This is a genomic window from Desmonostoc muscorum LEGE 12446 (assembly GCF_015207005.2).
Taxonomy (GTDB): Bacteria; Cyanobacteriota; Cyanobacteriia; order Cyanobacteriales; family Nostocaceae; genus Nostoc; species Nostoc muscorum.
On the sequence record NZ_JADEXS020000001.1, the window covers coordinates 5217802 to 5243109 of the forward strand.

Sequence of the window (25308 nt, forward strand, 5' to 3'; positions counted from 1 at the left end):
AAATTGACAATACCCTCAGATAAACAAGCTAATTTTTTCTAGTAACGTACAAGTTTAAGTTAATGCTTGAGCTGCTGCCGAAAGTAACTCATTTGCTGCTTGCTTCAACAATTCGGCTTTATCAGTCTGTTCCCAAGGCAAGTCTAAATCACTCCGCCCAAAGTGACCGTAAGCCGCGACGTCCTGATAAAAACGTCCGCCTCGTTCACTTGGTAAGTTACGTAGTTTGAAAGTATGGATAATCCCCGCTGGGCGCAGTTCAAAGTGCTGCTTAATTAATTCCAGCAAGGTTTCTTCATCCACTTTGCCAGTGCCAAAGGTATCCACTAGGATGCTGGTTGGCCGCGCTACACCGATAGCATAAGAAAGTTGGATTTCAACTTTTTCTGCCAACCCGGCAGCGACAATATTCTTCGCTACATAGCGAGCCGCATAAGCCGCAGAACGGTCTACCTTGGTGGGGTCTTTGCCCGAAAAAGCACCGCCACCATGTCGTGAATATCCACCGTAGGTATCAACGATTATTTTCCGTCCTGTCAGACCAGAGTCTCCTTGAGGACCACCAACAACAAATTTGCCAGTGGGATTGACTAAAAAGCGTGTTTCCTCATTTGGCTTAATGTCGATGTCGCCAAAAACAGGTTCAACTACAGCTGACCACAGGTCTTGTTTAATTTTGGCTTGTACCGCCGCGTCATCTGTGATTTCCCCAATACTGGCTGTATGTTGGGTGGAAATCAAGATAGTATCAATGCCTACAGCACGTCCATCTTCGTAAACTACAGTTACTTGGGTTTTGCCGTCAGGACGTAGGTATGGCAATTCACCTGTTTTGCGAACTGCTGCCAATCGGCGAGCAATACGGTGAGCCAGACTGATGGGCAAGGGCATCAATTCTGGTGTTTCGTTGCTGGCAAAGCCAAACATTATACCTTGATCGCCAGCGCCAATTTTGTCGAATTGTTCATCACTATCTTGCTGGCGGGTTTCTTGGGCGGTGTTGACGCCTTGGGCAATATCAGGTGATTGTTCGTCTAAAGCTAGCAGAACGCTGGTGCTGTTGGCAGAAAAGCCGTTATCAGCATTGGTATAGCCGATTTCGGCAATTTTCTTGCGGGCGAGATTGACGAAATTCACATTGGCTTTGGTGGTGATTTCGCCTGTGATTAGCACTAAACCAGTATTAACTACTACTTCAGCGGCAACACGGCTACTGGGGTCTTGTGTCAGTAGGGCATCAAGAATGGTATCAGAAATCTGATCGCAGATTTTATCTGGATGACCTTCAGTGACTGACTCGGAGGTAAATAAATATCGACGAGACAAAGGTAGTTCCTCCTTCTTTGTGTATTTTCGCTGACTAAATGTGGGTATTTAGTTGAGCTACCTAATTTATGAAATCATAACAATATTTATACTTAAGTCGTTAGTCTCTTGTGAAGATTGATCAAAACTACTAACTACAGTTAAGAATCTGTAAAGAAAATAGAATTTGCACGAATTATTTTCTGCCAAAAATGTTTTTAACAATACAAAAAAAGCGGGGCACTCCGAAAAGTGCCCCTGCAAGCTTTGACACAAACACTGCTGCTTTAAACCTGAACTGCTAACTTTGCTTCCGTAGCTGTCAAGCGCTCATAGGCAGCACGCATTTTCAAACCAGTAAGCACTTGGAAGAAACCAGTACCATTATTGGAACCAGGATACTCGCGGTGCTGGAGTAATAAGTGAGTCAATTCACCCTGATATTTAGTGGATGTATTGCTGAGATGGGTTTCGATGTAAATTACTTCTTCCAAGTTGTCAAATTGACCATCTACCTCTAGTACTGAGACATAGCGACCGTAGTAAACATCTGAACCGTAGTACAGTTGCATACCAGGGTAGGAACAGGTCAATTTGCGTCCACAGGGAGTCCAATTAATTGTTGACCCTTCATCAAATAGGTAGGTTGGCTCAAAGCCTTCCTTACCTTCCCGCTGGAGCATACGTACCCGTAAGACTCGACGCTCAGTGTCGTTTTTGATCAAGTTTGTGGGTAATACCTGAAGAACTACGTCAGCAAATTCTCTTTGTGGTTCAATAAACTTTTCAAAGTCAGGTTTACGGGAATTGATTTGTGCTAAAACATCTTCGTAACGATGACCGCGTTCAGCCATATCTCGCTGGATTTTCCAGGCAATTTTGACTTCATCACTAATGTCGAAATAAACGCTGAAGTCAATTAGCGATCGCACCCGTTCATCATATAAAGGATGCAGCCCTTCAACCACTATAATATGATTTGGCTCCACCCGCTCTGGCGGATCGATCAAGCCGGTTTCGTGGTTATAAATCGGCTTATCAATCGCTTGACCATTTTTGAGTGCTTTAATTTGCTCATACATCAGGTCAAAATTGTTCGCCCTGGGGTCTAGTGCAGTTATCCCTGTTTCTTTGCGCTGTTTGCGATCGAGGGAGTGATAGTCATCCAAGCAGATGACTGTCATTAAATCTTCACCAAATAAATCTATCAAACGACGCAAAAACGTAGATTTACCGCAACCAGAGTCTCCGGCTACTCCAATCAGTACCACGCGTTCCGGCTTACTTGTCATAAATCTCCTCTAAATACTAAAGTTGTGTCAATAATTTTTCACACAGCAGATTTTGAAGCCAGGAGTTTACCCCTTTGGTTTGTCCTGCGTTCTTGCTACCCAGCACTGCTATAAGACATCAACAAGTAAACAACAAACTCAAAACTCATAAGTTGCTACTCGTCGGATTAGCCTGAATCTTAAGTGCCGGTAAGTATTTAATCCTAGTGGTATATTTGATTTTAACAGAAGGGGGTATCCCATACAAGATTTGATGTCAAGAAGAATTAGTCTGGTTCACTAATCATTTTGATGATTCAGTTGTTAATTTCCCAAGAGGGATCGACAATACCCGTAAGTGTTCCACAGTTCTGTTGTCTGCTGGTTATGACTCTATACTATGGAGTTGTAATGGTATAATTCATTTCTCTAGCAAACTTTTTGACATTCCTAAATTTTATTGCCCCTCAAGGCTCAAAATATTTAAGACCAAAATCTATCCAACGAATGACTCCCTAACTTGCCTTAGTAAAATTCTTGGGTGTAAATTTATGGATATGCTCAAATACGAGAGCCAGTGTTGTAAACATTCAACGATTCCGTTGACAAAAATAGTAAAATTTAACCAGATATCCAAAACCCGATCGCCTTTAACCAATGGGTGAAAATCCCCATACTACAAGCTTCTTGTATTAAACATCTCCAAAACTCAAGGATAGGTAAAACAGCAAGTAAATTTGTTGATGGCGAAGGAATTACCAAGGATGCAGTAAGCAGATGCTTTTGCTCAGGAAATAGAGGGATTAGCAGTAATTCCATTCAGGTTTACGCCTGGAAGTCAAATTACAAACTGTAGTAACAAGCGACTGATGGAGGTTGACAGATTTTTCACATCAAGTGAAACTGATTATAGTTAGCTTAAATCACAGTTCTCTGTGTCGTTATATTCCTAGCTCGAGTTGTACTAGTCATGTAGTTAGACATGACCAAGTAATAAAATAGCTAAGAATATTTTGGGATAGTAGTAAATTTCGCCAAGTAAAACCAAGCATAACATGCTTTCAGGTGCATCAATTGATACGTTTGTGCTGTTTTGTACAGCATTATGTATTTGTAGACAAAATTTAGCGAAAAAGTATCGGTGGTAGTTAACGAAGAAAAGATTAAATTGATTCATTATTAACATTCTCCAAAAGACTTATCCTTTACCTTAGAAGGTGAACAGGTGTGTTTTTTACTATGCCTGCATGTCTTCGGTGAGTGTACTTAGCAAGGCATCAATTAATGATGCCGTTTTTCCAGAGTGTCAGTTTTATGAAACGAAAATCCGGTAAACTAAAGCTGACATGGCATGGGAACAGTTTTTTTTTGAAAAACGGTTAAGTAAATATCGGAGTGGTAGAACGAATGTACAATCAAGGTGCTGTTGAGGGTGCTGCCAACACAGAATTAGGTAGCCGCGTCTTCCTCTACGAAGTGGTAGGCCTGCGTCAGAGCGAAGAAACTGATCAAACGAACTACCCAATTCGTAAAAGTGGCAGTGTGTTCATCAGAGTGCCTTACAACCGCATGAATCAAGAAATGCGACGTATCACTCGTCTAGGCGGGACAATTGTTAGCATCCAGCCGGTAACTGCTTCAGGGCAAGTTAATGGTAAAGCCTCACTTGGGAATGCTAACAGCGAAGAGAGTGAGTTAGCTAAATCTGGGGAAACTGCTAACACTGAAGGAAATGGTAAAGCCACACCTGTGAATACTAAGAGTGAAGTCAAAGGCTTCGCTAAACCACCAGCTGAAGAACAGCTCAAGAACAAGGACAAGAAAGGCAACACCATGACTCAAGCGAAAGCCAAAAAAGACCACGGTGACGTTCCTGTTAACACTTACCGTCCCAATGCTCCGTTTATTGGCAAGGTAATATCTAATGAGCCATTAGTCAAAGAAGGCGGAATTGGTATTGTTCAGCACATTAAGTTTGACCTGTCTGGCAGTAATTTGAAGTACATAGAAGGTCAAAGTATCGGCATTATTCCACCAGGATTGGACAAGAACGGCAAGCCCGAAAAACTCAGACTGTATTCCATTGCCTCAACTCGTCATGGCGATGATGTGGATGATAAAACAGTATCACTGTGTGTCCGCCAGTTGGAGTACAAACACCCAGAAACTGGCGAAACAGTCTACGGTGTTTGCTCTACACACTTGTGTTTCCTCAAACCTGGGGAAGAAGTGAAAATTACAGGGCCAGTGGGTAAGGAAATGTTGTTACCCGAAGATCCTGAAGCCAATGTGATCATGATGGCAACCGGAACAGGTATTGCACCAATGCGGGCTTACCTGTGGCGTCAGTTTAAAGATGCTGAAAGAGCAGCTAACCCAGAATACCAATTTAAGGGATTTTCCTGGCTAATATTTGGCGTACCTACAACTCCAAACCTGTTATATAAGGAAGAACTGGAAGAAATTCAACAAAAATATCCTGATAACTTCCGCCTAACTGCTGCCATCAGCCGCGAACAGAAAAATCCCCAAGGCGGTAGAATGTATATCCAAGACCGCGTAGCTGAACATGCTGATGAACTGTGGCAGTTGATTAAAAATGAAAAAACCCACACCTACATCTGCGGTTTGCGAGGTATGGAAGAAGGTATCGATGCAGCCTTAACTGCTGCTGCTGCTAAGGAAGGTGTCACCTGGAGTGATTACCAGAAGCAACTCAAGAAAGCCGGTCGCTGGCACGTAGAAACCTACTAAGTGCTAAATTCCAAGTGCTGTTAGCGGTAGCGGGGCGTTTAGCCCTTTCTGAGTTATGAATGAGTAGGGTGGGCAATGCTCACCCTACAATTGTTTTGTTATGAATATTGTAAATAGCTGAGGAAAGAGTTCTCAGTTCTGAAGGGTAAAGTACTAACTACTTCTTACTACTCAGCACTCAGCACTCAGCACTCAGCACTTAAAAATAAATTGGGTGCAAAATTTGTGGGTGTGAAACTAGGAATACTGGGATTAGGAACTGTGGGAACGGGTACAGTACAGTTGTTGCAAGATAAAACTGGGCGTCACCCGTTGTTGCAAGAGATAGAAATATACCGGGTGGGAGTACGATCGCTAGATAAACCCCGTGCAGTAGAATTGCCCACGGATGTGTTGACCACAGATTTAGAAGCCATTGTCAACGATCCGGCGGTGGATATAGTTGTGGAAGTCATGGGTGGACTAGAGCCAGCGCGATCGCTCATCCTCAAAGCTTTAAGTAATGGTAAGCATGTAGTCACCGCCAATAAAGCAGCGATCGCTCGCTTTGGGGCAGAAATTTTCACAACTGCCAATCAAGCCGGCGTATACGTCATGTTAGAAGCCGCTGTGGGTGGTGGGATTCCCGTGATTCAACCCCTCAAGCAGTCCTTAAGTGTTAACCGTATTAATACTGTAATTGGTATCGTTAACGGTACAACTAACTACATCCTCACAAGGATGCAAACAGAAGGGAGCAACTTCAACGATGTTTTGGCTGATGCTCAACGCTTGGGTTATGCTGAAGCTGACCCCACAGCTGATGTTGATGGCTTAGACGCAGCAGATAAAATTGCCATCCTGGCATCATTAGGTTTTGGTGGACGTATTCACCTCAAAGATATCTATACTGAGGGAATTCGGCAAGTCAGCAAAACAGATATTGCCTACGCCGAAAAATTGGGATTTGTAATTAAATTGTTAGCGATCGCCAAAAGAATTACATCGGCAGAAGAAAATGGGGGGACGCTCTTACGTGGGGACGCGGCGACACTTTCTCTATCTCCTCTGTCGGTAAGAGTTCATCCGACCTTAGTACCGAAAGTACATCCTTTGGCTAGCATCAACGGTGTTTACAATGCCATCCTTGTGGAAGGAGAACCCATCGGGCAAGTAATGTTTTTTGGGCCTGGTGCTGGTGCTGGTGCAACTGCTAGTGCCGTAACATCTGATATTTTGAATTTAGTTGCTGTTCTCAAAACTAATACAGCAGTTCCAAATCCCTTATTAGCTTGTGGACATCAGGAATATTGCCAAATTGCGCCGATGGCAGAATTGATAACTCGGTTCTATGCCCGTTTCCTCACGAATGACCAACCTGGGGTTATCGGTAAATTGGGTACTTGCTTTGGTAACTATGGCGTCAGCTTAGAGTCAATTGTTCAAACTGGCTTTCAAGGAGAACTAGCAGAGATTGTAGTTGTTACCCATGATGTGCGGGAAGGGAACTTTCGTCAAGCTTTGGCAGAAATTCGGGATTTTGAAGCGATAGAAAGTATTCCTAGCTTACTGCGCGTACTTTGAGATTACATGATTGATACTCCCCCGCTACACCGCAAAGCAGTGTAGCGGGAGATTCTTGCCTCTGAGAAACACGCTTTTTGGCACAAGTACCAACGAGTCTTATACCGTTTCACTTTAAGACTGATACAGATGGCAGGCAGGGGAAGCAGGGGAAGCAGGGGAAGCAGGGGAAGCAGGGGAAGTAATTTGTATCAATAATTTAGTGAAATGGTATTACTGTTTCTTTGCAAGCTTGAATTTTTGCGTGTCCCGCAGTATTTGTAGTAATTGTCCATACTTTTTTTCCAGAGCCATTCTAACTGCATGGTGAAAGCGGTCTTTGGCCATTCAGCTTTTTGTGAAAATTGACCGGGACACTTAAGTGGTATCTCAATTTTATTCACTAAGGTGCTAACCTGGCCTTACCTAGACGCTGCTTTTCATACCATTGGGCGATCGCAGGTGCCCAATCTGCAAAGTGAGGCCACATCATTTCACACAACTTTTGAATTTCAAGTTGAGCATCTTTCTTATTTCTCAGGTCACAAAAATGCAAGAAAGACCTTAAATTGAAACTAACTACAAAATGCTGACGATAGTCAAAAGGCACTTTACCTCTGGCGTGTTCTTCAGACATTCCACCTTCAAAATCGGCTTTATATCGTTTAGCTGCTTCTAGACACCACTCCAAATCCGCTGCTCGTTGTTCTGGTGTGTAGTGGTACTTTTTCCCTTGCCTGTCTGTGTAATAACCAACGGGACGCAGATAAATAACATCTTCTATGTCCTTTTTGCCTTCTACTACATCAATAAATTGGTTCCCGGTATACCTAAATGACTGTACATCAAACGATACTCCAACTCGATGAGTACGCGCCTGCTGCATAACACTGTGGGGAAAATAACCACAGTTGAAAACAATCTGGGGATGCTCTAGAGGCCCATAATGTCCTCTTTCTCCCGCTAAAAGTCGCTTGACAATAATTTCACCGCTTTGTGACTCCGAAGGCCATGAGTCGCGCTCATCAAACACGAACCCATCGGTATAGTCTTGGTGCATCGCGGCATAGATCAGCTGCTGCGGGTTTGGGGTTTTGGCAATAACCTCTACTCGAAATCGATGCATTGGCTGTATGGAAATGGATTTGTGATTGAGAGGGCATCAGAACAGAGAACAGAGCCTATGAAAGTTAAACATGGCTTTGAACTCAATCCTTGATCATACTCTGCCGTGGACTTCTACTTAAACAGATTCAGATACTTTACAAATATTAATAACTTTGTTACACTTCTTTACATAAGACAAAACAGGGGATAATCACATGCGTACAACCGCCGCTATCATTGACGACCAAGGCAAATTGAACAACTTTGCGCTTGAGCCAAAAGTTTATGTAGACGAGCAAGGCGATCGCACTGGCTTCACCACATACGCAGAACTGCTCAACGGTCGTCTAGCAATGATTGGTTTTGTTTCTCTGATAGCATTAGAAGTACTAACAGGACACGGAATCATTGGTTTTTTGACAAGCCTGTAATAACTGATTTATATAAAATAACTTTCAAAACAATTAAGAGACGGGAAATTTCCCGTCTCTTAAATTTATGGAAAATTTAGTGATATGTTGAAAACATACTGATAGCAAAAGCTTTTATCAGGGTAAAAATATCGGGTGAACTATGGCTTTAACAGCTTCAACAATGTTGCCGCTAGGCACCAAAGCACCAGATTTTCATCTACCAGAAGTTGTATCTGGAAAGACAACTTCACTTTCGACCTTTGCAGATAAAAAAGCGCTGTTGGTAATGTTCATTTGTCGGCATTGCCCATTTGTCAAGCATGTGCAACAAGAATTAGTGCAGATAGGAAAAGATTATTTCACAAGTGATTTAGCGATCGTTGCCATTAGTGCTAACGACGCGAAGAATTATCCAGATGACGCACCTGAATCTTTGCAGGCATTTGCTACAGAACAAGGATTTAGTTTTACATTATGCTATGACGAGAGCCAAGAAACAGCAAAGGCTTACACAGCAGCTTGCACACCAGATTTTTTTGTATTTGATGGTTCGCGCCAACTTGTTTATCGTGGACAATTAGATGATAGTCGCCCTAGTAACGGTAAACCTGTAACGGGTGCAGATTTACGTGGAGCCATTGAAGCAGTGTTAGCGGATAAACCTGTTACAACTGACCAAAAGCCGAGTGTTGGTTGCAACATTAAATGGAAACCTGGAAACCAACCGAGCTATTTTGGTTGAAAGGGGCATGGGGCATGGGGCATTGGGCATTGGGCATTGGGCATGGGGCATTGACAATGTTGACTGTTGTTATTATTCGCCCCTCTGCCCCTTTTCCCCTCATCTCCCTACTCCCCACTCCCCACTCCCCTGATATCAATGCTTAATTTCCAAATTCAGGATGTAGCATCCTAGTTGGATTTTTTCTGCCCACAATTCATATTCCAGTCGTAAATGCTCTGGTAAGGGATGTCCATTGAGAGTTAGGCTACTAGTAAAATTTCGTAAACGAATCGGATCGTTAGATTGCAACGACTCAGTTGGCAACCAATAACGACTAATGCCATAAACACCCTGTTCCCAGAAGTGACGATAACTCACTTGGGCGTTACCTTGCATAGTCATAATTACCCGATATGGAGAAATCTCCAACCATAAAATTCTCGGACTGCTAGGAGCGTAGGCTTTGCTTTTACTTTGAGGAGAAGCATCCTCTGGACTGAGGACACTCTCGACTTCGCAAGTAATTAGGGGCGGTGCAGTCAACAGTAGATGAAATCGGTCAGTATCTTTTTGATACAATGTCCCGGCGGTTTCAACAACAGACCAGATTGGTAGGTCAGTAGAAATAATTGATAAGCACACGGGCTTGCGATGATGGGTCAGCATGGGAGCGATAAGGGCTAAAAGCTATTGAACAAAATGAAATGAACACTAGGAGTCTAATAGTCAGGGTAAGAAACTAAATAGTAAAACAGGCTTAATATTAACTGAATTCGCTGATTGACTAAGCTACACAAATTGTGATAAAAACAGGTAAGACGTAAGCCCAGACAGCAAAAACAGCGGTTTTTCTACAGAGAGCTAATTTGTAATTAAAGCTTGTAAATATTCTAAAGCTATAGACCGAAAACAGTGGGAGTCTTTAGTAGATGCAAAAAAAACTTCTTGGGGGGACTTACCGTAGATTTGAGTAAGTTTCATACAAGAAAAAGCGTAGGATACTAGGAAAGAAGTAACCAGCAGCAGCAAACCAACTCGCCCAGGAACTTCTAGTGTATTCAAGAGCCAGTGTATCCTACTGTTGCCTTCTGTCATAACCGTAGAAATTCCAGAAGTCTTTTCTATTTACTTTGAGGGCAGTGGGGGAGATGGGGGAGCAGAGGGGAGAATTCGCTCCTAACTCAGCACTCCTAATACCATTTCACTAAAACCCTGATACATATAGATTTCGCGTAGGGGCACGGCATTGCCCATTGGTGTCAACTTAACGTGAAACCCTTGTCAAGACGTGATGTTGAGTTCATTTATAGCAAGGGACTGGGGACTGGGGACTGGGGACTGGGTGAAAAGTCTTTTTGTGTCTAGGTTTTATCATCTGTTGATGTCCTAACCACCAAGGCTGTTGCTATATTTACCGTTACTTACCGCGTTACCCCACCCTAACCCTCCCCTTGTAAAGGGGAGGGAACTAGATTCCTTTTTCCCCCCAATCCATCGGGGGGATTAAGGGGGGTAAAGCGGATGTGGGACAAGCGTTTAAGCTTAAGTTGACACCAATGGGCATTGCCGTGCCCCTACCAACGTATTTGTATCATAATTAAAGTGAAACGGTATAACTCAGCACGTGGCTCATCGCCCCGCTACCGCTAACAGCACTCCCAATGCCTCATCCTGGTACTAAAAAGTCAAAGTGGTACGAAGTACACCTACAACTGCTGTGTCATTGGCGCTAAATCCTTCGGGGTTGAATAGCCAAAATACGCCAGGGGTAATGCTGATATTGTCATTAACCCTGTAGTTAAAGAAAGTTTCTAAATGGTAAGGAGTCGTGTCTTCAGGACGAACAGCAATTCCCCCTGTAGACTGTCGGTAAAGCGGCTGTCCGAAAATTACTGCGGCTGCGTTTCCTTTACCGAAGATGTCTCTAATATGCAACCCAGCTGACCAGCTACTAAAAGTTGTAGAAGCATCTACATTCGATAAATTGGCGAAAAGCAAAGCACCCGATACTGAGAAAGATGTTTGAGGAGTAAATCGCCAGGTTGCCGTTGCACCAACAGAATCGACCTTGATAGGCTCACTGAGAATTGCTAGCGTGGCATTACCACCCGCCTGTCCCAGCTGTGCTGCACTGGGAGCAAACCGAATCGATGCAATATCGGCGCTACTCAGACCTGTACCCAAAATGTTGATTTCGTGGTAACTATGTGCATAGTTAATTCCAATATCAAGATTTGAAATTGGTTTCAAGGTAAGTTGTGCTGCAACTGCTCCTGTGCCGCTAAAGAAACCTCCCCCCAAAGGTGTGTTCAAAACACCGATATCTTGGGGTAAGGATGATGTACCATTACCATATATAACTCCAAGTCCTACTTGTTTTGAAGGATTCCACAAAAAACCAGCGCCTGCAAGTAAACCGCTGCCAGAAGTACCTCCGGTAATTCGTACAGCAGCGTTATAGCCTGCAAATCGAGAAATTGCTCCCTGGCTGTCGCTGGCGTAGGGAGTGATGGCAGGAAACACATCTGTAATCTCTGCATTTGTGGCGGCAAATACGGCAAATTGTTGGGACAAGGGTAAGACATACGCTAGCTTGTAGAGACTAACGGAATTGGTTCCGCCATCAGCTTGCAATGTCTGAGGACTAAAACCAGGAAATTCTGGCTCAAAGCTTAACTTAGTTGAACCTGCGCCCAACAAACTCGAATTTGGTAATAATTGTCCTTGAATGGTTCCCCGACTATAAAATGAATCAGTTGCTCTAAAGTTGTAAGCTTGGAGTCCAACAATTAACAAGTCTTTGCCATTAAAGCTACTGGTGAGATTTAGTCTGACACGATTATTGAAGACAACATTGGCATCTTCACTACCTGGTTCTCCACCCGTGGCTGCTGCTAAAGATAAAATCGCTTCACCATTAAGTTTAGTAGTGGTAGAAAACTGTTGCTTTTCTAAGGTAGCTGTCCGACTTTCCAAGGCATCTACACGACCACGTAATGTTGCTAGTTCAGCTGCAAATTCTTCTTGGAGTTTTTGCAGAGTTTCTAAATCTTCTTTAGTGACCAAATCAACAATATTGGAAGTAATCCGTTCGTTAATTCTGTCTAGGCAAGCATTCAAGCCGGCAGCAAATTCGTAACGAGTTAATGCACGATTTCCTCTGTATGTGCTGTCAGGATATCCGGCAATGCAACCATAACGTTCCACTACAGATTGTAATGCTTGGAAAGCCCAGTCTGTTGGTCTGACATCAGATAATTGAGATACAGAGTTGACCTGAGGAATCCCATCAGTATTTGGGGATTGACTATCAATACTAAAATTAGGCTGTGTATCAGGAGGATTGGCAACTGTAGGATACGCTCCCAGTGAAATCGAACCTGTGACTAAGCACAACAAACTGACTCTTGCAATACACCTTAATTGCTCGTGATTCACATTTATTCCTCACACACAAATACAATATTTACTGATTTTTTTTGACAACCAATAGGTTTTTTTTAATGTTTGAGCTAATACAGTTTTGTATTCATAATTTGAATTTATTTGCTGTCAAATTATTTTGACAATTAGTCCCCTAATGACCTTGGGAACTGAATATGCAAACGAAATATGTATGAATCACGTTTCTGTGTTAAAAGTTTGCCAGTTAAACATGTCAATCCCTGATATCAGAATTCCTCTGTACAGGATTCACATAATTAATAACTAAACCAACACATCGGCTCATATAAATCTAAGTACACATAGAGCTATAAAATTAATCTTCAACAATTAGCTAGCAACAAGCAAGCACCTAGCTCGTTGGGAAAAGTAATTTCATAGCTGTGTTGATATACTTGGATCCTATTGGTATGCCGTAGATTTCAGTATTTGTACTTTATCACGGCGATTTCGGCAAAATCAACGTTTTTTTTGTGACAGCCGAATAATATTAACTTATACAGCAGGAGTCAGAAATCAGAATAGCTTTGGACTATTCAGCATTAAGGATTTTTGGTACTTTGAAAAATTCGCCTTCCTGTTCAGGGGCACCGTTGAGGATGCTTTCACGGTCAGGATAGGGTTGCAGGTCATCTTCTCGTGTGACATTACTAACATCTATTGCCCGTGTTGTTGGGGGCACATCACTAACATCTAGTTCGTTGAGTTGTTGAATATAATCCAGAATACTTCCCAATTGAGTAGTGAATTGTTCCTCTTCTTCTGGAGTTAACTCTAAACGAGCAAGATTAGCTACTTTGTGGACTTGTTCTTGGTCAATCATACATTGTTATTGGGCATGGGGCATGGGGCATTGGTTATTTGTCATTAGTCATTGGTTATTATCAACTAGCAAAAGACAAGTGACTAATGACAAAGGACAAATGGCTAGAAGAATACGTCAATTTGCGATCGCCCTGTAGTTTTCAACCAGTTTTGGGCTTCAATGTAGTTATTGGGAGCCATGCGAATAGCTCGAATCCAATAGTCTGCGGCTTGGTCAAATAGTGCTTCGCCACCATCTTCATCTCCAGCTTCTTTGGCTTTTTCGCCTTGGTAGTGATAAATGACGGCGATGTTGTTCAAGGCTTGGGGTAGGCGTGGGTTTAACTCAATTGCTTGGTGATAGAGTTCTAAGGCCTTTTCGTGGTCGCCGTTGCTGGCATAGATTAACCCCATATTGTAGAGAATGTAGCCGCGATCGTTGGTATCTTCCTCTAGTGTTAGAGCTTCTTCATAGTATTCCAATGCTTCGGCATATTCTCCTTCTGCTTGGGCTGACATGCCATCTCGATAATACACAAAGGCTTCTTTTGCTTTTTTGTTAGTCGGCAGGATCTTCAGGATGATATCCGCCATTACTGTAAAGGATTTGTCAACAAAATTATCGTTTTTTTGCGTTCTTGGCATAGTTGTCTCTGGGTGTTAGGTGTTGGGTATTGGGTATTGGGGACTGGGTATTAGGAAAACTCTTCTCTAGTCCATAGTATACAGTCCTAGTCCCCAGTCCCTAATCCCTAATCCCCACTAATGGGAATGATGCATTCCGGACTATTATGGCGAGAGTTGTTTACTAAGGTGCTAACTGGATAGGCAGTCATGGCTGGTGCTGGATAGGGACGCAATAGCTGTTGTAGGGTTTGGGGCGTTTGCACTTGGGAATCTAGCCATAAATCGTAATCTTGCGGCTCTAGAATCACTGGCATCCGCTCGTGGATGGGTTGGAGTAATTCGTTGGCTGCTGTTGTCAAAATTGTACAAGAAATTATTTCCTCATTGGCAGTCGTTCCCGCTTCGGGTTGCCGTAGGCATCGCCATCTCTCCCATAAACCTGCAAAGGCGAAGGGTTGCCCATCTTGGAGACGAAAATAAAATGGCTGCTTCTTACCGCCTTGTTGACGTTGCCATTCATAAAAGCCATCAGCTAGCACTAAACAGCGTCGATGCTTAAAAGCTGACCGAAAAGCCGGTTTTTCAGCAACAGTTTCTGCCCTAGCGTTGATTAATTTTGCCCCTATTCCTGGATCTTTTGCCCATGAGGGAATTAAGCCCCAATACAACTGCTGAAATTCCCGCTTTCTGCTTTCAGGATTTTGTAACACTGTTGCAACTTTTTGCGTAGGTGCAATGTTATATTCGGCTGCTAAATCTGGAAGTTGCTGAACATCGAAAATTTTAGCTAAAGCTTTTACTGACTGGTTTAGAGTAAATCTTCCACACATACTTTTATTCTCGACCACTGACTAAATTAAACATCTCATTTTCTAAATAAATAATGTTTTTTTTATTTTTTGGGATGATTTTATCTGGGGAGCAAGAAGTTAAATATAAAAGAAAATATCCGGTTTTTGGAAAATATTTTGGTAAGATATTGTATTTTGAACCCTTAGTTATCAACATATTACTTACTGTATTTTATCATGGAAATACTGCGTTTGTACGATTTTTTACCTTCTGGTAATGGTTACAAGATACGTCTTTTATTGACACAGCTAGGTATGCCTTTTGAGAGAGTAGAGGTTAATATCTTAAAGGGGGAGACTCGAACAGCAGAATTTTTAAGTAAAAATCCCAATGGCAAGATTCCCGTTTTGGAAATCCAACCAGGAAAATATTTGTCAGAGTCAAATGCTATATTGGTTTATCTGAGTGAAGGTACAGAATTTTTACCTTACGATCGCTTTTTGCGATCGCAGGTGCTGCAATGGTTATTTTTTGAACAGTATAGCCATCAGCCTTTTATTGCCAGATCGAGATTTTGGATTTCTATTTTAGGTAAACCTGAAGAATATAGTGAAGCTATAAAGCAAAAACGTGAACCAGGTTATGCAGCACTTAACTTGATGGAAAAACACTTAACTGATCGCACTTTTTTTGTAGGAGAGCGTTACACAATTGCTGATATTGCCTTGTTCGCCTACACTCATGTAGCTGATGAAGGCGGGTTTGATTTAACACAATTTCCTGCTATCCAAGCTTGGATAGAAAGAGTCAAAGCGCAGTCCACGTATATTAGTATTAAGGATGTACACAAAGATATAGAATATTAAAAATTCTGTTTTGCAAGCCTGTGCCTCTCGATTCCTGGTCGCATCAAGTGATACATAATATTACATGAAGTTTTCCCAGGCAGTAAACCAGTAAAGACAAAATAATCAGCACTAGATAGCCATATCAATTTCAATTAACTTTTGTCGGGAGGACAAACCAGACTTAATTCTGATATCAGATTTTGGCACACCAAATTTCTCTGCTAGAAGTTTAATTAACTCTTCATTAGCCTTACCATCAACTGGGGGCGATTTTAAATAGACGATCAGGCTACCATCAGGTTGTTCTTCGATTTTTTGCTGTTTTGAGTTAGGTTTAACCTTAACTTTTTTTTGCATAACCGATTTTTTGTAATTGTTGCAGCCAGAACCAACCTAAGATACAACCCAACAGGTAATGAGGAAAATCCCACCAAACAAAGGTAGTACCAAGTAACAATTTACCTATGAAGGTGGCGCGAATCTCGTCTAATAGTGGCGGATGCCAAAGTTGCAAGAATTCTATTATACAGGTGATGACAAAAACCCATATTGGAATTTGGATTACCGCTGCTCGACTTCTAAAAAAGCAAAATCCAAACAGACACCAAAATATTTCGTAAAGTATATCTCCTCCGTAGTCATTAAACCACTTATAGCCGGGGCTAGCGTAATACTTAAAGAAAAAACCCATCGGTACAACGATGAGCATAGAAAGAATAATATATATTGTTTGGTTTTGGTTCCGGCGTATTTTCTGAAAGGTTAGAGACTAAGCAAAATTTTAGCCTCTGTACAATCGTTTCTTAATAGTTCGTAATATTGAATATTAATTACGAACAGGACTTACGCACAAGTAACGGAAAATCAAACCGCAGAGGACGCAGAGGACACCGAGGAATGAGAGTTTCAGAGAGTTATTGCGTAAGTCCTATTACGAATTACGAATTACGAATTACGAATTATTTAATTATGGATATCTTCGACTACCAGCACCCACTACACCGATTTTGTGGCGATAGGAGAGTTCAGCACCGAACCAGCCGGAAGCGCTAGTGAGTGTACCAACAATCGCCGAGAGAACCAATCCCCAAGGTAGTATTCGGGATTCAGGGTCACCCAAGCGCAGGAGGAAGTTAACGAGTGTTAAAACCAGGATAGAAACGTTAAGTATCAAATGCACCCAACCGGCGGTACGCTTGCGGACTCGTTCGATTTTCAAAAAGTCACTCAGACCGATCGCGGCTGCGAGGAGGCCTCCAGCTAATCCGAGTCCGATTAACCATAGCGAAGCCCTGGCCCAGAAGAAATCATTAGTTAACCAGTAGCCGAAATCGCTTCCCAAAGCGGCGGCTAAAAAGGCGATGGGGAAGATCACACTCAGGGGGTGGAGGGGATGTCCGGCGATCGCAACTGTGCTGGGTACGCCACTATCACGATACTCACTATCGTTACTTTCAATAACTGGTGGAATATTTGGAAAAGGTGTTGAATTTGTTTGGGTTGTTTCTGTAGTTTCCATTATTAGTATCCTGAGTTTATGAGTGTCTATTTTTAAGCAGAGGGAATTCGTTCTACATAAGCTTGGGCTTGCAGAGTGAGTTTACCTACTTCTACTTTTAGTTGGTTAACTTGCAGGTTCATTCCCTCCAAATCAAAGTTACTCAAATTCAAAATTTCGCTGGTTTGATCTATCAAAGCTTTTGTCAAATCTGGCGATATTTCTTCACTTTCGCCATACTCAACATTTTCCAGATAAACACTTTTTCCATTAGCATTGATCCAAGGCACTGCTGAAAAGGCAACTTGCTGATTTTCGCCTGTTTCTACTAATTTTACGCTGGCGTTTAGTGCTATTTTTCCATCACCAGGTAGCCGAAAGTCTACATGTTGCGGTTCAATAGTCGTCTGTTGTCCGTTAACGTGTATTTTTTGATTTTGTAGTTGCGAGCGCACATATTCAGAGTTAAAGGCGCGATTGATATCGGCTTCGGTTAAAACAACTCGTGTACTAGCTTCAGTAGGTTTTGTGAGTTCAATTTTGCCAAAAGCCACGCTCAGAGGATTGATGGCAACACTACTCATTTGCATTTCCAATTCCTCCATCCGGAGGTCTTTCTGCATTACTAAACCTTCGCCTTCAATTGTGACTATATCTACCTCTCCCTGAACCACTTTGAGTGGATCGGTTTTGATATTTACATTTAAATTTTTTACTTCATCTAACTGGCTAGATAATCCTATTTTTGCCGCTTTATTCAGCGCCTGTTCTCCTAATCCAGGATTCTCTGGCATTATTAAATTAGCTCCTACTTGAAATATCATATCCTTGAGTCAATTTAATAAATTTGCATCAAAATTTTATCTATCTGGCGATGTAGTAAAGTTGTAAATGCTGTCTATCCAAAAGTATAATGATATAATTTTTAATATTTTTTGTGTCTATAGCTTTTGAACTCACGTTACATTACTATCATAAATGTTAAAAATTGATGACATTTGATTCTTTCAGTTAGGAAATCAGCAGTGCCACCAAATAACCGTACTCCCACAAACCAAACTCAACGCTGGAAGTTTTTACAACTTTTTGGACTCGTAAAACGTAATCCTCTTTTCATTTCACGGTGGGTTTTACGCTGGGTAGTGGTGGGGACTGTTTGTGGTCTATTTGCAAGTTTGTACTGGATTATTCTGGAACTGATGACTCACCAACTAGAAAGATTTGAGGGTGTGAGTCTGCTAATAGTTATGCCCATAGCTGGATTAATTGTTGGCTTGGTAATTCATTTTTTAGGCAATCCTGGGGAAATTGCTGTCATTGTCGATAATATCCATTTTCGTGGCGGACGTTTGGATGCACGAAAAAATCCGGCGATGATTCTCGCTTCTTTGGTTAGTATCGCTGCTGGGGGTAGTGCAGGGCCAGAAGCGCCATTAGTGCAGGTTACAGGTTCTTTTGGTACATGGGTGGGCGATCGCCTCCGTCTTGAGGGCGAAGACTTGAGATCCACGAGTTTAGCAGCAATGGCGGCTGGCTTTACCGCCTTGTTTGGCGCACCATTAGGTGGGGCGATGTTTGCCCTAGAAATTCTTCACCATCAGCATATCGTCGAATACTACGAAGCTTTAATGCCAGCGATCGTTTCTAGTTGCGCTAGTTATTTAGTATTTGCCTTCATCACCCATTTGGGAATTGCTCCCACCTGGCATTTTCCCCAATACAGTTTAGAGAACATCGATGATTTTGCTGTGGCTATCCTGTTTGGAATCATCGGCGCTGTTGCAGGTTGGATTTTTATGGTCATTTTTCGCGGCTGTGACAGGCTGTTGGCGATGGTTCCCGGTCCCGTTTATGTACGCACAACATTAGCAGGATTGGGCTTAGGTTCTTTAGCAGCTTTCTTACCCTTAACCCGCTATTTCGGACATGAAGAATTAGAGTCAGTCCTAAGTACTAATTTTTCAGTTGTTTTTTTGTTAATTTTAGCCTTGGGTAAGATGGCATCTATCAGTATCACAGTCACTGGTGCGTGGCGCGGTGGTTTCATTATTCCCTTATTTTTTACTGGTGCTTGTATTGGTAAAGCAATTGCAATTTTAATTCCGGGGTTGAATCCTGCACTAGCTATGATTTGCACAATGGCAGCTATCAATGCAGCGGTGACACGTACACCCATAAGTACAACTTTGTTGTTATCAAAATTGACTAATTTTAGCCCTTTGACGCCAATACTTTTTGCTAGTTTAATTGGGTTTTTTCTCGCACCAAAAGTTCCTTTTATAGCTTCTCAACTTAAATCACAGCAATCTCTTGAGGAGATACAAAGTTAATTCGTAATTCGTAATTCGTAATTCGTAATTCGTAATTATATAAGTAAAATACAGAGATGATTTGAAAATGTTTTTTGCTGATCTGCGATCGCTTAATACTCAGGACAAGTGATAATACATCCTTCTGGCCATATCGATAGCAGGTCTTCTCGCACCCAACCAGTAACGTTACTTGGGAATTTGATGCGATGCCAACGATATTGATCCGCCTGTTTGTAGGTATCTTCAACCGTCACCAAATCACCTGACAGCGCGTTGTACAGAACCTTGCTTCTTAAGTTGGGAGACGAACGCACGTTAATTTTATACCCGCGATTCCCTGCTATGGTTGCATAACGCTTGTTGCTCACCTCAAACCTGACTAAATCGCTCCGTAGCCAACCGCTTAGCGTGCCTTCCACCTTTGGTTGCACATAGAACCAGCGATCGCCATCATTTCCCACAGTAATATTCAAAACCTCCACATTAGCCCCCGATGGTAAGATTTCTTCTACGGGTGCTGTCAAAGATGCAGCTGTTCGTAGATTACTTCTACTCGTCAAGGTTGCCGGACGAGCCATTACAGGCAATACTCCAGTCATCAATGTTCCAAAAGTTAACAATCCTGCTGTCAACTTTGTGATTAAACTCATAAATTCTCCAGAAGGTGGAAGTATGGCATAAAAAAAATTAAGCATGAAGAATGAAGTCTAAAAACTTCATACTTCATGCCTATCACGAGAATGACAGTCTTTTATTGGCTAGCGGAACATGCTGCTGACTGAGGTATCTTCATGAATTCGCCAGATAGTTTCTCCTAAGAGATTAGCTACTGACAGCACCACTAGTTGTGGAAAGCGATTACTTTCTGGTATGGGAATCGTGTTTGTGACGATGACTTCCTCAAACAAGCCACTAGATAACCGCTCCACAGCAGGTGGAGAGAAGACTGCATGAGTTGCACAGGCGTATACCTGACTAGCTCCTTCTTCACGCAGTAGTCGCGCTCCTTCAGCGATCGTACCACCAGTATCGATCATGTCATCCACCAAGACTGCGGTTTTGCCTTTAACATCGCCGATGACATTTAACACTTCTGCAACATTGTGTGCCTGACGACGTTTGTCAATAATTGCCAGTGGAGCATCATTTAGTTTTTTGGCAAATGCTCTAGCTCGTGCAACACCGCCAACATCTGGAGAAACAACCACAAGGTCGGACAGTTTTTTGCTTGCGAGATAATCTAATAATACAGGCGAACCGTAAACATGATCAAAAGGTATGTCGAAATAGCCCTGAATCTGAGCCGAGTGCAAATCCATTGCTAAAACGCGGTTGGCACCTGCTTCGGTGATCAAGTTAGCAACCAGCTTGGCGGTTATTGATTCTCGTCCTGCGGTTTTGCGATCGGCTCGGGCGTAGCCATAGTAGGGGATTACAGCGGTTACCTGTCGTGCAGAAGCTCGACGACAAGCGTCAACCATAATCAACAATTCCATCAAGTGATCGTTGACGGGTTGACAACATGGCTGGATTAAATAGACATCACAACCCCGAATCGATTCTTGGATTTGAACGTAAAGTTCTCCATCCGCAAACCTTTTGCGGATCATTGGCCCCAAGTCCATGCCCAGGTAACGAGCGACTTCTTGAGACAGTTGTAGATTGGCAGAGCCAGAAAACAGCCGCAGGCGATGATTATCAGTCAGTCCTGTTCCAGGTGCTTCCACTTTGAAAGTTGCAGAACTGAGCACAGCAGATCCTCGATGTGCATTCATAACAATATTATCATTGGAGATTTTATAGATTTAACCAAGAAATAGCCTAAAAAAACATCTGTGAGTTTTATTGAAGCTTCCATACAAAATTTAAACATTTTTCCATAAAATTATCATTTGTTAATTGTCTAATCTTAATTGGCTAACAAACTGCTGATACCTAAATTGACATTAAGTCAACTCAGACGACTAGATACACTAGTTGAATTTTTTTGGTGTTGAGGTAAATAACCCTAATCCCTCAAAGATTGGTGTGATAGATAGATTGTTCTAACTACCTCATTTATAACTGAGAGCAAAGCATTTACAAGTTAAGTGATATTGAAATTTGTTCAAAGACAGAAGAAGGCTTGTGACTAAGTGTTCAGGGAGTATCTTATTATATTCTATGATTTTAACCGCAAATAAATAAACTGGCAGATTTCATTTTAGGTTCTAATTAACACAATTAAAACCGAAAATACCCGTATTTATCGAAGTTATTAGAGTTATGGGTTCTGGTGAAGCTGGAATATACGGCAGAATTCAGAATGAGCTACGCCCCGCTGTGCTAACAGAATTCAGGAGTAAAAGACGCTTTATACCTCGGTAATAGACGAATCGAAGAATTCAGAAGTCAGAATTCAGGAGTCAGAATCAATAGACCTGCCTTGAAAATAGGGACTGGAGACTGGGGATTGGGGATTGGGAAAGAGATATTTTCATTCCTTCCTCGTGCTTGTGTAGCGTGCGCTTTGCGCTCACTGTGTTCATGGAGTCTCTTGCAAAAGTCCCCTAACACCCCACCCCCAGCCCCTCCCCTTAACAAGGGGAGGGGAGCGTTTGCTTTACTCAAATGCGGGGTGGGGTTCTTTATTTTTGATTTATGCAAGAGACTCCATGAGCTGCGTTCACAAGGAACAATGAAAATTTCTTTTCCTTACTCATACCCAACCCAATTCTGACGACTAACGCCTCTATTCTGTTCGATAAAAGAAGGAAGTTGCAACAAGTCTTTACCCTTGTCTCCAATTCATCTTGTGCTGTTTGTTGACGTACCCTACTCCAGAAAGGCAAGATTGCTGTGGACAGTTTCTCACTGGGAGTATACCTATTAGGTAAGGTAAAATATCGCTGCATGTAACTGTCCGTCGCCACTTGGACTTATCTTTGTGGGTGACTTCCTCCTCAGTTGCCATTACACTCAATCATTCGATCATGCAATCACCCATTACAGTTGGCACTGTCTTGCAAAACCGTTACCGGATAATTCAAATTCTCGGACAAGGGGGATTTGGTAGAACCTATCTGGCAGAAGACCAAAGGCGCTTTAACGAACTTTGCGCGATCAAGGAATTGATTTCAACAGCAACGGACGCTTTGGCTTGGGAGAAGGCACAGGAGCTTTTCCACCGAGAAGCTGCTATCTTGTATCAAATAGAACACCCACAAGTGCCGAAATTCCGGGAAAGATTTGAGGAAGACCAACGCTTGTTTTTGGTGGAGGATTACGTTGCAGGTCAAACGTACCAAACTCTGCTGACCGAGAAGCAAGCTGTGGGTCAAACTTTCACAGAAACAGAAGTATTGGGGTTAATTCAGTCTTTGTTGCCTGTTTTAGAGCATATTCACAGCCGAGGGATTATTCACCGGGATATCTCGCCAGAAAATATTATTTTGCGAGATAGCGATGGTAAGCCTGTGTTAATTGACTTTGGAGTGGTAAAAGAACTGGCAACGCGTTTGCGATCGCCAGATAGTCCAATGCCTGTAACTAGTGTGGTAAAGTTAGGCTACTCTCCGAGTGAACAAGTGCAAACAGGAGGAGCGTATCCTAGTAGTGATTTGTATGCATTAGCGGTGAGTGCGATTGTTTTGCTGACTGGTAAGGAACCAAGATATCTATTTGATCAAAACCAATTAACTTGGAATTGGCAGCAGTGGGTAAAAGTGAATCCACAATTTGCCCAAGTTTTGCATCGAATGTTAAATCATATTCCCAGCGATCGCTACCAAACTGCGGCTGATGTATCCCAAGCATTACAATTTTTGCAGCAACCCAGTGCCCCTACCTCTAATGTTTCCAACTTGCAGACAATGGCTGTTGCCCGTCGCCCTGATTTGGTATCACCACCAGCTTCGCCGAAAAAACCCGATCCGGTGATTCCACCAAGTCAGACTAGCTCTATTTTGGATAATCCGTTAGCGATCGCAGCAATTGGTGCGGCTGTAGTTATTTTAGCGGGATTTGGTTCTTGGGCACTGGTAAGTTCGATTCGCAGTCAGTCAAAAACATCACCAGAACAGACGCTTCCCCAAAATTTTCCTTCACCAGTGATTTCTGGTGGTACTACATTCACATCCACACCTACACCCACACCTACTCAAGAGCAACCTGTTATATCTACTAAGCCTTTGAATCTGGGAGCATTTAAAGCTACCGCAGTGGAAGGTACTCTCAAAGCAAATCAAATCATCCGCTATACTTTTGTTGGCGAGCAAGGAGCTAAGTTAAGTACGTTTCTTGAGCCAGGAAGCAGTGTTTTGCTAACTGTCTTAAATCCCAATCAACAACCAATTGATAATAATGCTCAGCGAGTTACATCTTATGAAGGCACATTGTTAGTTACTGGAGTATACACTATCGAATTAACTCTGCTTTCAGGAGTTGACGAAAGCAATTACAATCTCAATGCTGGATTACAAAAACTCATCCAACCGACACCCATAGAAATACCCACGCCAACGCCAACGCCAACCCCAACGGCAACTCCAACGCAGACACCTTTGCCAACTCCAACAGAAACATTTACACCAATTCCAACACTAACTCCAACTCCAATTCCAACAGAAATTCCAACTCCAGAGACAGAAAATAATAATCCGCCTGTTGATAGCACACTCACACCAATTCCCGATCCAACAATTTCGCCTTAAATTTAGCTGTTTATCTTTTAAATAAATGAATGTAATTGTCGAAATCGTCCTAAAATAAATTATTAGTTATTAGTGTTTTTTCTGATCACTAATAACTAATAATGAAAAAACAAGCCAATATTAAGTAAAGTTTGGCGATCAAACTCAAATAACAACAGATGTGGTGAAAATAAATAAAAACTACTGTATATTTATGATGCGTCCGGATAATTTATTAAATAACTAGTATTATACAAATTGTTGAAGACACTACTGATTACTGGAACTGATACGGAGGCTGGTAAAACTGTTTTAACCACAGCGTTAGCAGCTTATTGGCAAAAATATTACCCGCAGCGTAGCTGGGGAATCATGAAACCAATTCAATCGGGGATTGGCGATCGCGAATTGTACCAAAATCTATTCACCCTAGAACAATCTCCCGAAGAAATTACACCTTTGTATTTTCAAGCACCCTTAGCTCCTCCCATCGCCGCAGCACGAGAAAATCGCCGAGTAGATTTAGCACTGGTGTGGCAAACTTTGTCTAAATTGCGATCGCAGCGTGATTTTCTGCTGGTAGAAGCCTTGGGTGGCTTGGGTTCGCCAGTCACGGACGAATTAACGGTAGCTGATTTAGCCGCAGAATGGCGTTTACCAACGGTATTGGTAGTACCAGTGAGATTAGGAGCGATCGCTCAAGCAGTGGCCAATGTCGCATTAGCTAGACAATCGCGGGTGCATCTGGTAGGCATTGTGTTGAACTGCGTCCAACCCCGTTCCGATGCAGAGATAGCCGACTGGACACCACACCAATTGATTCAATCATTAACTAACACGCCAGTTTTAGGCTGCTTACCTTATCTAGAGAATCCCACTGATTTAGATAAACTTGCTCAAATAGCATCAGATTTAGATTTAGAAACACTAATGTAAATCGCAAAAAATTCTTCCATTCTTATGACTGTAGAACTCCAAAGCGACAACGACAAATTACAGACAAGCAATAGTATAAAGACAAATCAAGAAACAGAAAGCGAAAAAGTTCTATGTTCTCATTGTCAGCGCACCGCTACAAACGGTATTAAATGTAAAGGAATTTGTGTGGCTGACAGTGACTATTAAGGGTCAAAAGCTGTTTGGATTAGCCCTCTTCTATCACCTGGGGAGAGAAAAATAGATGTAGGTTGGGCTTAC

25 protein-coding genes are annotated in these 25308 nt (G+C 42.3%); 9 read left to right on the plus strand and 16 right to left on the minus strand.

Annotated features, from left to right (window positions below; all coding sequences use genetic code 11):
• Positions 1 to 54 precede the first annotated feature (54 nt).
• From metK to IQ276_RS22290, 3 genes are all read right to left on the minus strand, one after another.
• Complete coding sequence (gene metK / locus IQ276_RS22280; protein ID WP_193919883.1) at positions 55 to 1326, minus strand: methionine adenosyltransferase; 1272 nt, start codon at positions 1324 to 1326, stop codon at positions 55 to 57.
• A 266-nt stretch (positions 1327 to 1592) separates the two neighbouring features.
• Complete coding sequence (locus tag IQ276_RS22285) at positions 1593 to 2597, minus strand: phosphoribulokinase (protein ID WP_190876061.1); 1005 nt, start codon at positions 2595 to 2597, stop codon at positions 1593 to 1595.
• Positions 2598 to 3197: 600 nt separating this feature from the next.
• A complete protein-coding gene (locus tag IQ276_RS22290) occupies positions 3198 to 3395 on the minus strand; it encodes a hypothetical protein (protein ID WP_193922365.1) in 198 nt (65 codons plus the stop codon).
• A 588-nt stretch (positions 3396 to 3983) separates the two neighbouring features.
• Between IQ276_RS22290 and cpcD/petH the strand changes: the two genes are divergently transcribed.
• Both cpcD/petH and IQ276_RS22300 read left to right on the plus strand, forming a co-directional pair.
• Positions 3984 to 5330 (plus strand): bifunctional rod-capping linker CpcD/ferredoxin--NADP reductase PetH, encoded by a 1347-nt coding sequence (cpcD/petH, locus tag IQ276_RS22295; protein ID WP_193922372.1) that lies wholly within the window; start codon positions 3984 to 3986, stop codon positions 5328 to 5330.
• Positions 5331 to 5555: 225 nt separating this feature from the next.
• Positions 5556 to 6893, plus strand: a complete 1338-nt coding sequence (locus tag IQ276_RS22300) for a homoserine dehydrogenase (protein WP_193922369.1) — start codon at positions 5556 to 5558, stop codon at positions 6891 to 6893.
• A gap of 382 nt (positions 6894 to 7275) precedes the next feature.
• Here IQ276_RS22300 and thyX read toward each other — a convergent pair whose 3' ends face one another.
• Positions 7276 to 7998 (minus strand): FAD-dependent thymidylate synthase, encoded by a 723-nt coding sequence (gene thyX, locus IQ276_RS22305; protein WP_193925527.1) that lies wholly within the window; start codon positions 7996 to 7998, stop codon positions 7276 to 7278.
• 196 nt (positions 7999 to 8194) lie between these two features.
• Here thyX and IQ276_RS22310 point away from each other — a divergent pair, with 196 nt between their 5' ends.
• Both IQ276_RS22310 and IQ276_RS22315 read left to right on the plus strand, forming a co-directional pair.
• A complete protein-coding gene (locus IQ276_RS22310; RefSeq protein WP_190876056.1) occupies positions 8195 to 8410 on the plus strand; it encodes a CAB/ELIP/HLIP family chlorophyll-binding protein in 216 nt (71 codons plus the stop codon).
• A gap of 142 nt (positions 8411 to 8552) precedes the next feature.
• A complete protein-coding gene (locus IQ276_RS22315; protein WP_235115877.1) occupies positions 8553 to 9134 on the plus strand; it encodes a thioredoxin family protein in 582 nt (193 codons plus the stop codon).
• 135 nt (positions 9135 to 9269) lie between these two features.
• Here the strand turns inward: IQ276_RS22315 and IQ276_RS22320 are convergent, their stop codons facing one another.
• The 6 genes from IQ276_RS22320 to IQ276_RS22345 all read right to left on the minus strand — a co-directional run bounded on the left by IQ276_RS22320 (position 9270) and on the right by IQ276_RS22345 (position 14821).
• Positions 9270 to 9782, minus strand: coding sequence for a hypothetical protein (locus IQ276_RS22320; RefSeq protein ID WP_190876054.1), 513 nt, complete (start codon positions 9780 to 9782; stop codon positions 9270 to 9272).
• Between the two features lie 195 nt (positions 9783 to 9977).
• Positions 9978 to 10211, minus strand: coding sequence for a hypothetical protein (locus tag IQ276_RS22325; RefSeq protein WP_190876053.1), 234 nt, complete (start codon positions 10209 to 10211; stop codon positions 9978 to 9980).
• 582 nt (positions 10212 to 10793) lie between these two features.
• Positions 10794 to 12554, minus strand: coding sequence for an iron uptake porin (locus tag IQ276_RS22330; RefSeq protein ID WP_193918150.1), 1761 nt, complete (start codon positions 12552 to 12554; stop codon positions 10794 to 10796).
• Positions 12555 to 13092: 538 nt separating this feature from the next.
• Complete coding sequence (gatC, locus tag IQ276_RS22335) at positions 13093 to 13383, minus strand: Asp-tRNA(Asn)/Glu-tRNA(Gln) amidotransferase subunit GatC (RefSeq protein ID WP_190876051.1); 291 nt, start codon at positions 13381 to 13383, stop codon at positions 13093 to 13095.
• 104 nt (positions 13384 to 13487) lie between these two features.
• Positions 13488 to 14009: a photosystem I assembly protein Ycf3 gene (locus IQ276_RS22340; protein ID WP_190876050.1), complete on the minus strand. Its 522-nt coding sequence runs from the start codon at positions 14007 to 14009 to the stop codon at positions 13488 to 13490.
• 107 nt (positions 14010 to 14116) lie between these two features.
• Positions 14117 to 14821, minus strand: a complete 705-nt coding sequence (locus IQ276_RS22345; RefSeq protein WP_193918152.1) for an SOS response-associated peptidase — start codon at positions 14819 to 14821, stop codon at positions 14117 to 14119.
• A 198-nt stretch (positions 14822 to 15019) separates the two neighbouring features.
• Here IQ276_RS22345 and IQ276_RS22350 point away from each other — a divergent pair, with 198 nt between their 5' ends.
• Positions 15020 to 15649: a glutathione S-transferase family protein gene (locus tag IQ276_RS22350; RefSeq protein WP_193918154.1), complete on the plus strand. Its 630-nt coding sequence runs from the start codon at positions 15020 to 15022 to the stop codon at positions 15647 to 15649.
• 111 nt (positions 15650 to 15760) lie between these two features.
• Here the strand turns inward: IQ276_RS22350 and IQ276_RS22355 are convergent, their stop codons facing one another.
• The 4 genes from IQ276_RS22355 to IQ276_RS22370 all read right to left on the minus strand — a co-directional run bounded on the left by IQ276_RS22355 (position 15761) and on the right by IQ276_RS22370 (position 17923).
• Positions 15761 to 15988, minus strand: coding sequence for a DUF167 domain-containing protein (locus IQ276_RS22355; protein ID WP_190876047.1), 228 nt, complete (start codon positions 15986 to 15988; stop codon positions 15761 to 15763).
• Positions 15972 to 16340 carry a ribosomal maturation YjgA family protein gene (locus IQ276_RS22360; protein WP_193918155.1) on the minus strand — a complete coding sequence of 123 codons (369 nt, stop codon included), beginning with the start codon at positions 16338 to 16340 and terminating at the stop codon, positions 15972 to 15974. The genes IQ276_RS22355 and IQ276_RS22360 overlap by 17 nt, the downstream gene beginning before the upstream one ends.
• A 258-nt stretch (positions 16341 to 16598) precedes the next feature.
• Positions 16599 to 17150 carry a DUF2231 domain-containing protein gene (locus IQ276_RS22365; protein WP_235115878.1) on the minus strand — a complete coding sequence of 184 codons (552 nt, stop codon included), beginning with the start codon at positions 17148 to 17150 and terminating at the stop codon, positions 16599 to 16601.
• Positions 17151 to 17182: 32 nt separating this feature from the next.
• Positions 17183 to 17923, minus strand: a complete 741-nt coding sequence (locus IQ276_RS22370) for an LmeA family phospholipid-binding protein (RefSeq protein WP_193918159.1) — start codon at positions 17921 to 17923, stop codon at positions 17183 to 17185.
• 231 nt (positions 17924 to 18154) lie between these two features.
• On the opposite strand from IQ276_RS22370, the gene IQ276_RS22375 reads away from it, so the two are divergent.
• Entirely contained in the window at positions 18155 to 19459 is a 1305-nt protein-coding gene (locus IQ276_RS22375) for a chloride channel protein (RefSeq protein ID WP_193918161.1), read from the plus strand.
• A gap of 92 nt (positions 19460 to 19551) precedes the next feature.
• Here IQ276_RS22375 and IQ276_RS22380 read toward each other — a convergent pair whose 3' ends face one another.
• Both IQ276_RS22380 and IQ276_RS22385 read right to left on the minus strand, forming a co-directional pair.
• The gene (locus IQ276_RS22380; protein WP_193918163.1) at positions 19552 to 20091 is read right to left on the minus strand and encodes an SH3 domain-containing protein; all 540 of its coding nucleotides are present in this window, start codon (positions 20089 to 20091) and stop codon (positions 19552 to 19554) included.
• Positions 20092 to 20199: 108 nt separating this feature from the next.
• Positions 20200 to 21216 (minus strand): ribose-phosphate pyrophosphokinase, encoded by a 1017-nt coding sequence (locus IQ276_RS22385; protein ID WP_193918165.1) that lies wholly within the window; start codon positions 21214 to 21216, stop codon positions 20200 to 20202.
• Positions 21217 to 22413: 1197 nt separating this feature from the next.
• Here IQ276_RS22385 and IQ276_RS22390 point away from each other — a divergent pair.
• The 3 genes from IQ276_RS22390 to IQ276_RS41390 all read left to right on the plus strand — a co-directional run bounded on the left by IQ276_RS22390 (position 22414) and on the right by IQ276_RS41390 (position 25236).
• Positions 22414 to 24132, plus strand: a complete 1719-nt coding sequence (locus IQ276_RS22390) for a serine/threonine-protein kinase (protein ID WP_193914598.1) — start codon at positions 22414 to 22416, stop codon at positions 24130 to 24132.
• A 240-nt stretch (positions 24133 to 24372) separates the two neighbouring features.
• Entirely contained in the window at positions 24373 to 25047 is a 675-nt protein-coding gene (gene bioD, locus IQ276_RS22395) for a dethiobiotin synthase (RefSeq protein ID WP_190876040.1), read from the plus strand.
• A gap of 24 nt (positions 25048 to 25071) precedes the next feature.
• Positions 25072 to 25236: a DUF8639 family protein gene (locus IQ276_RS41390; RefSeq protein WP_507236631.1), complete on the plus strand. Its 165-nt coding sequence runs from the start codon at positions 25072 to 25074 to the stop codon at positions 25234 to 25236.
• Positions 25237 to 25308 lie beyond the last annotated feature (72 nt).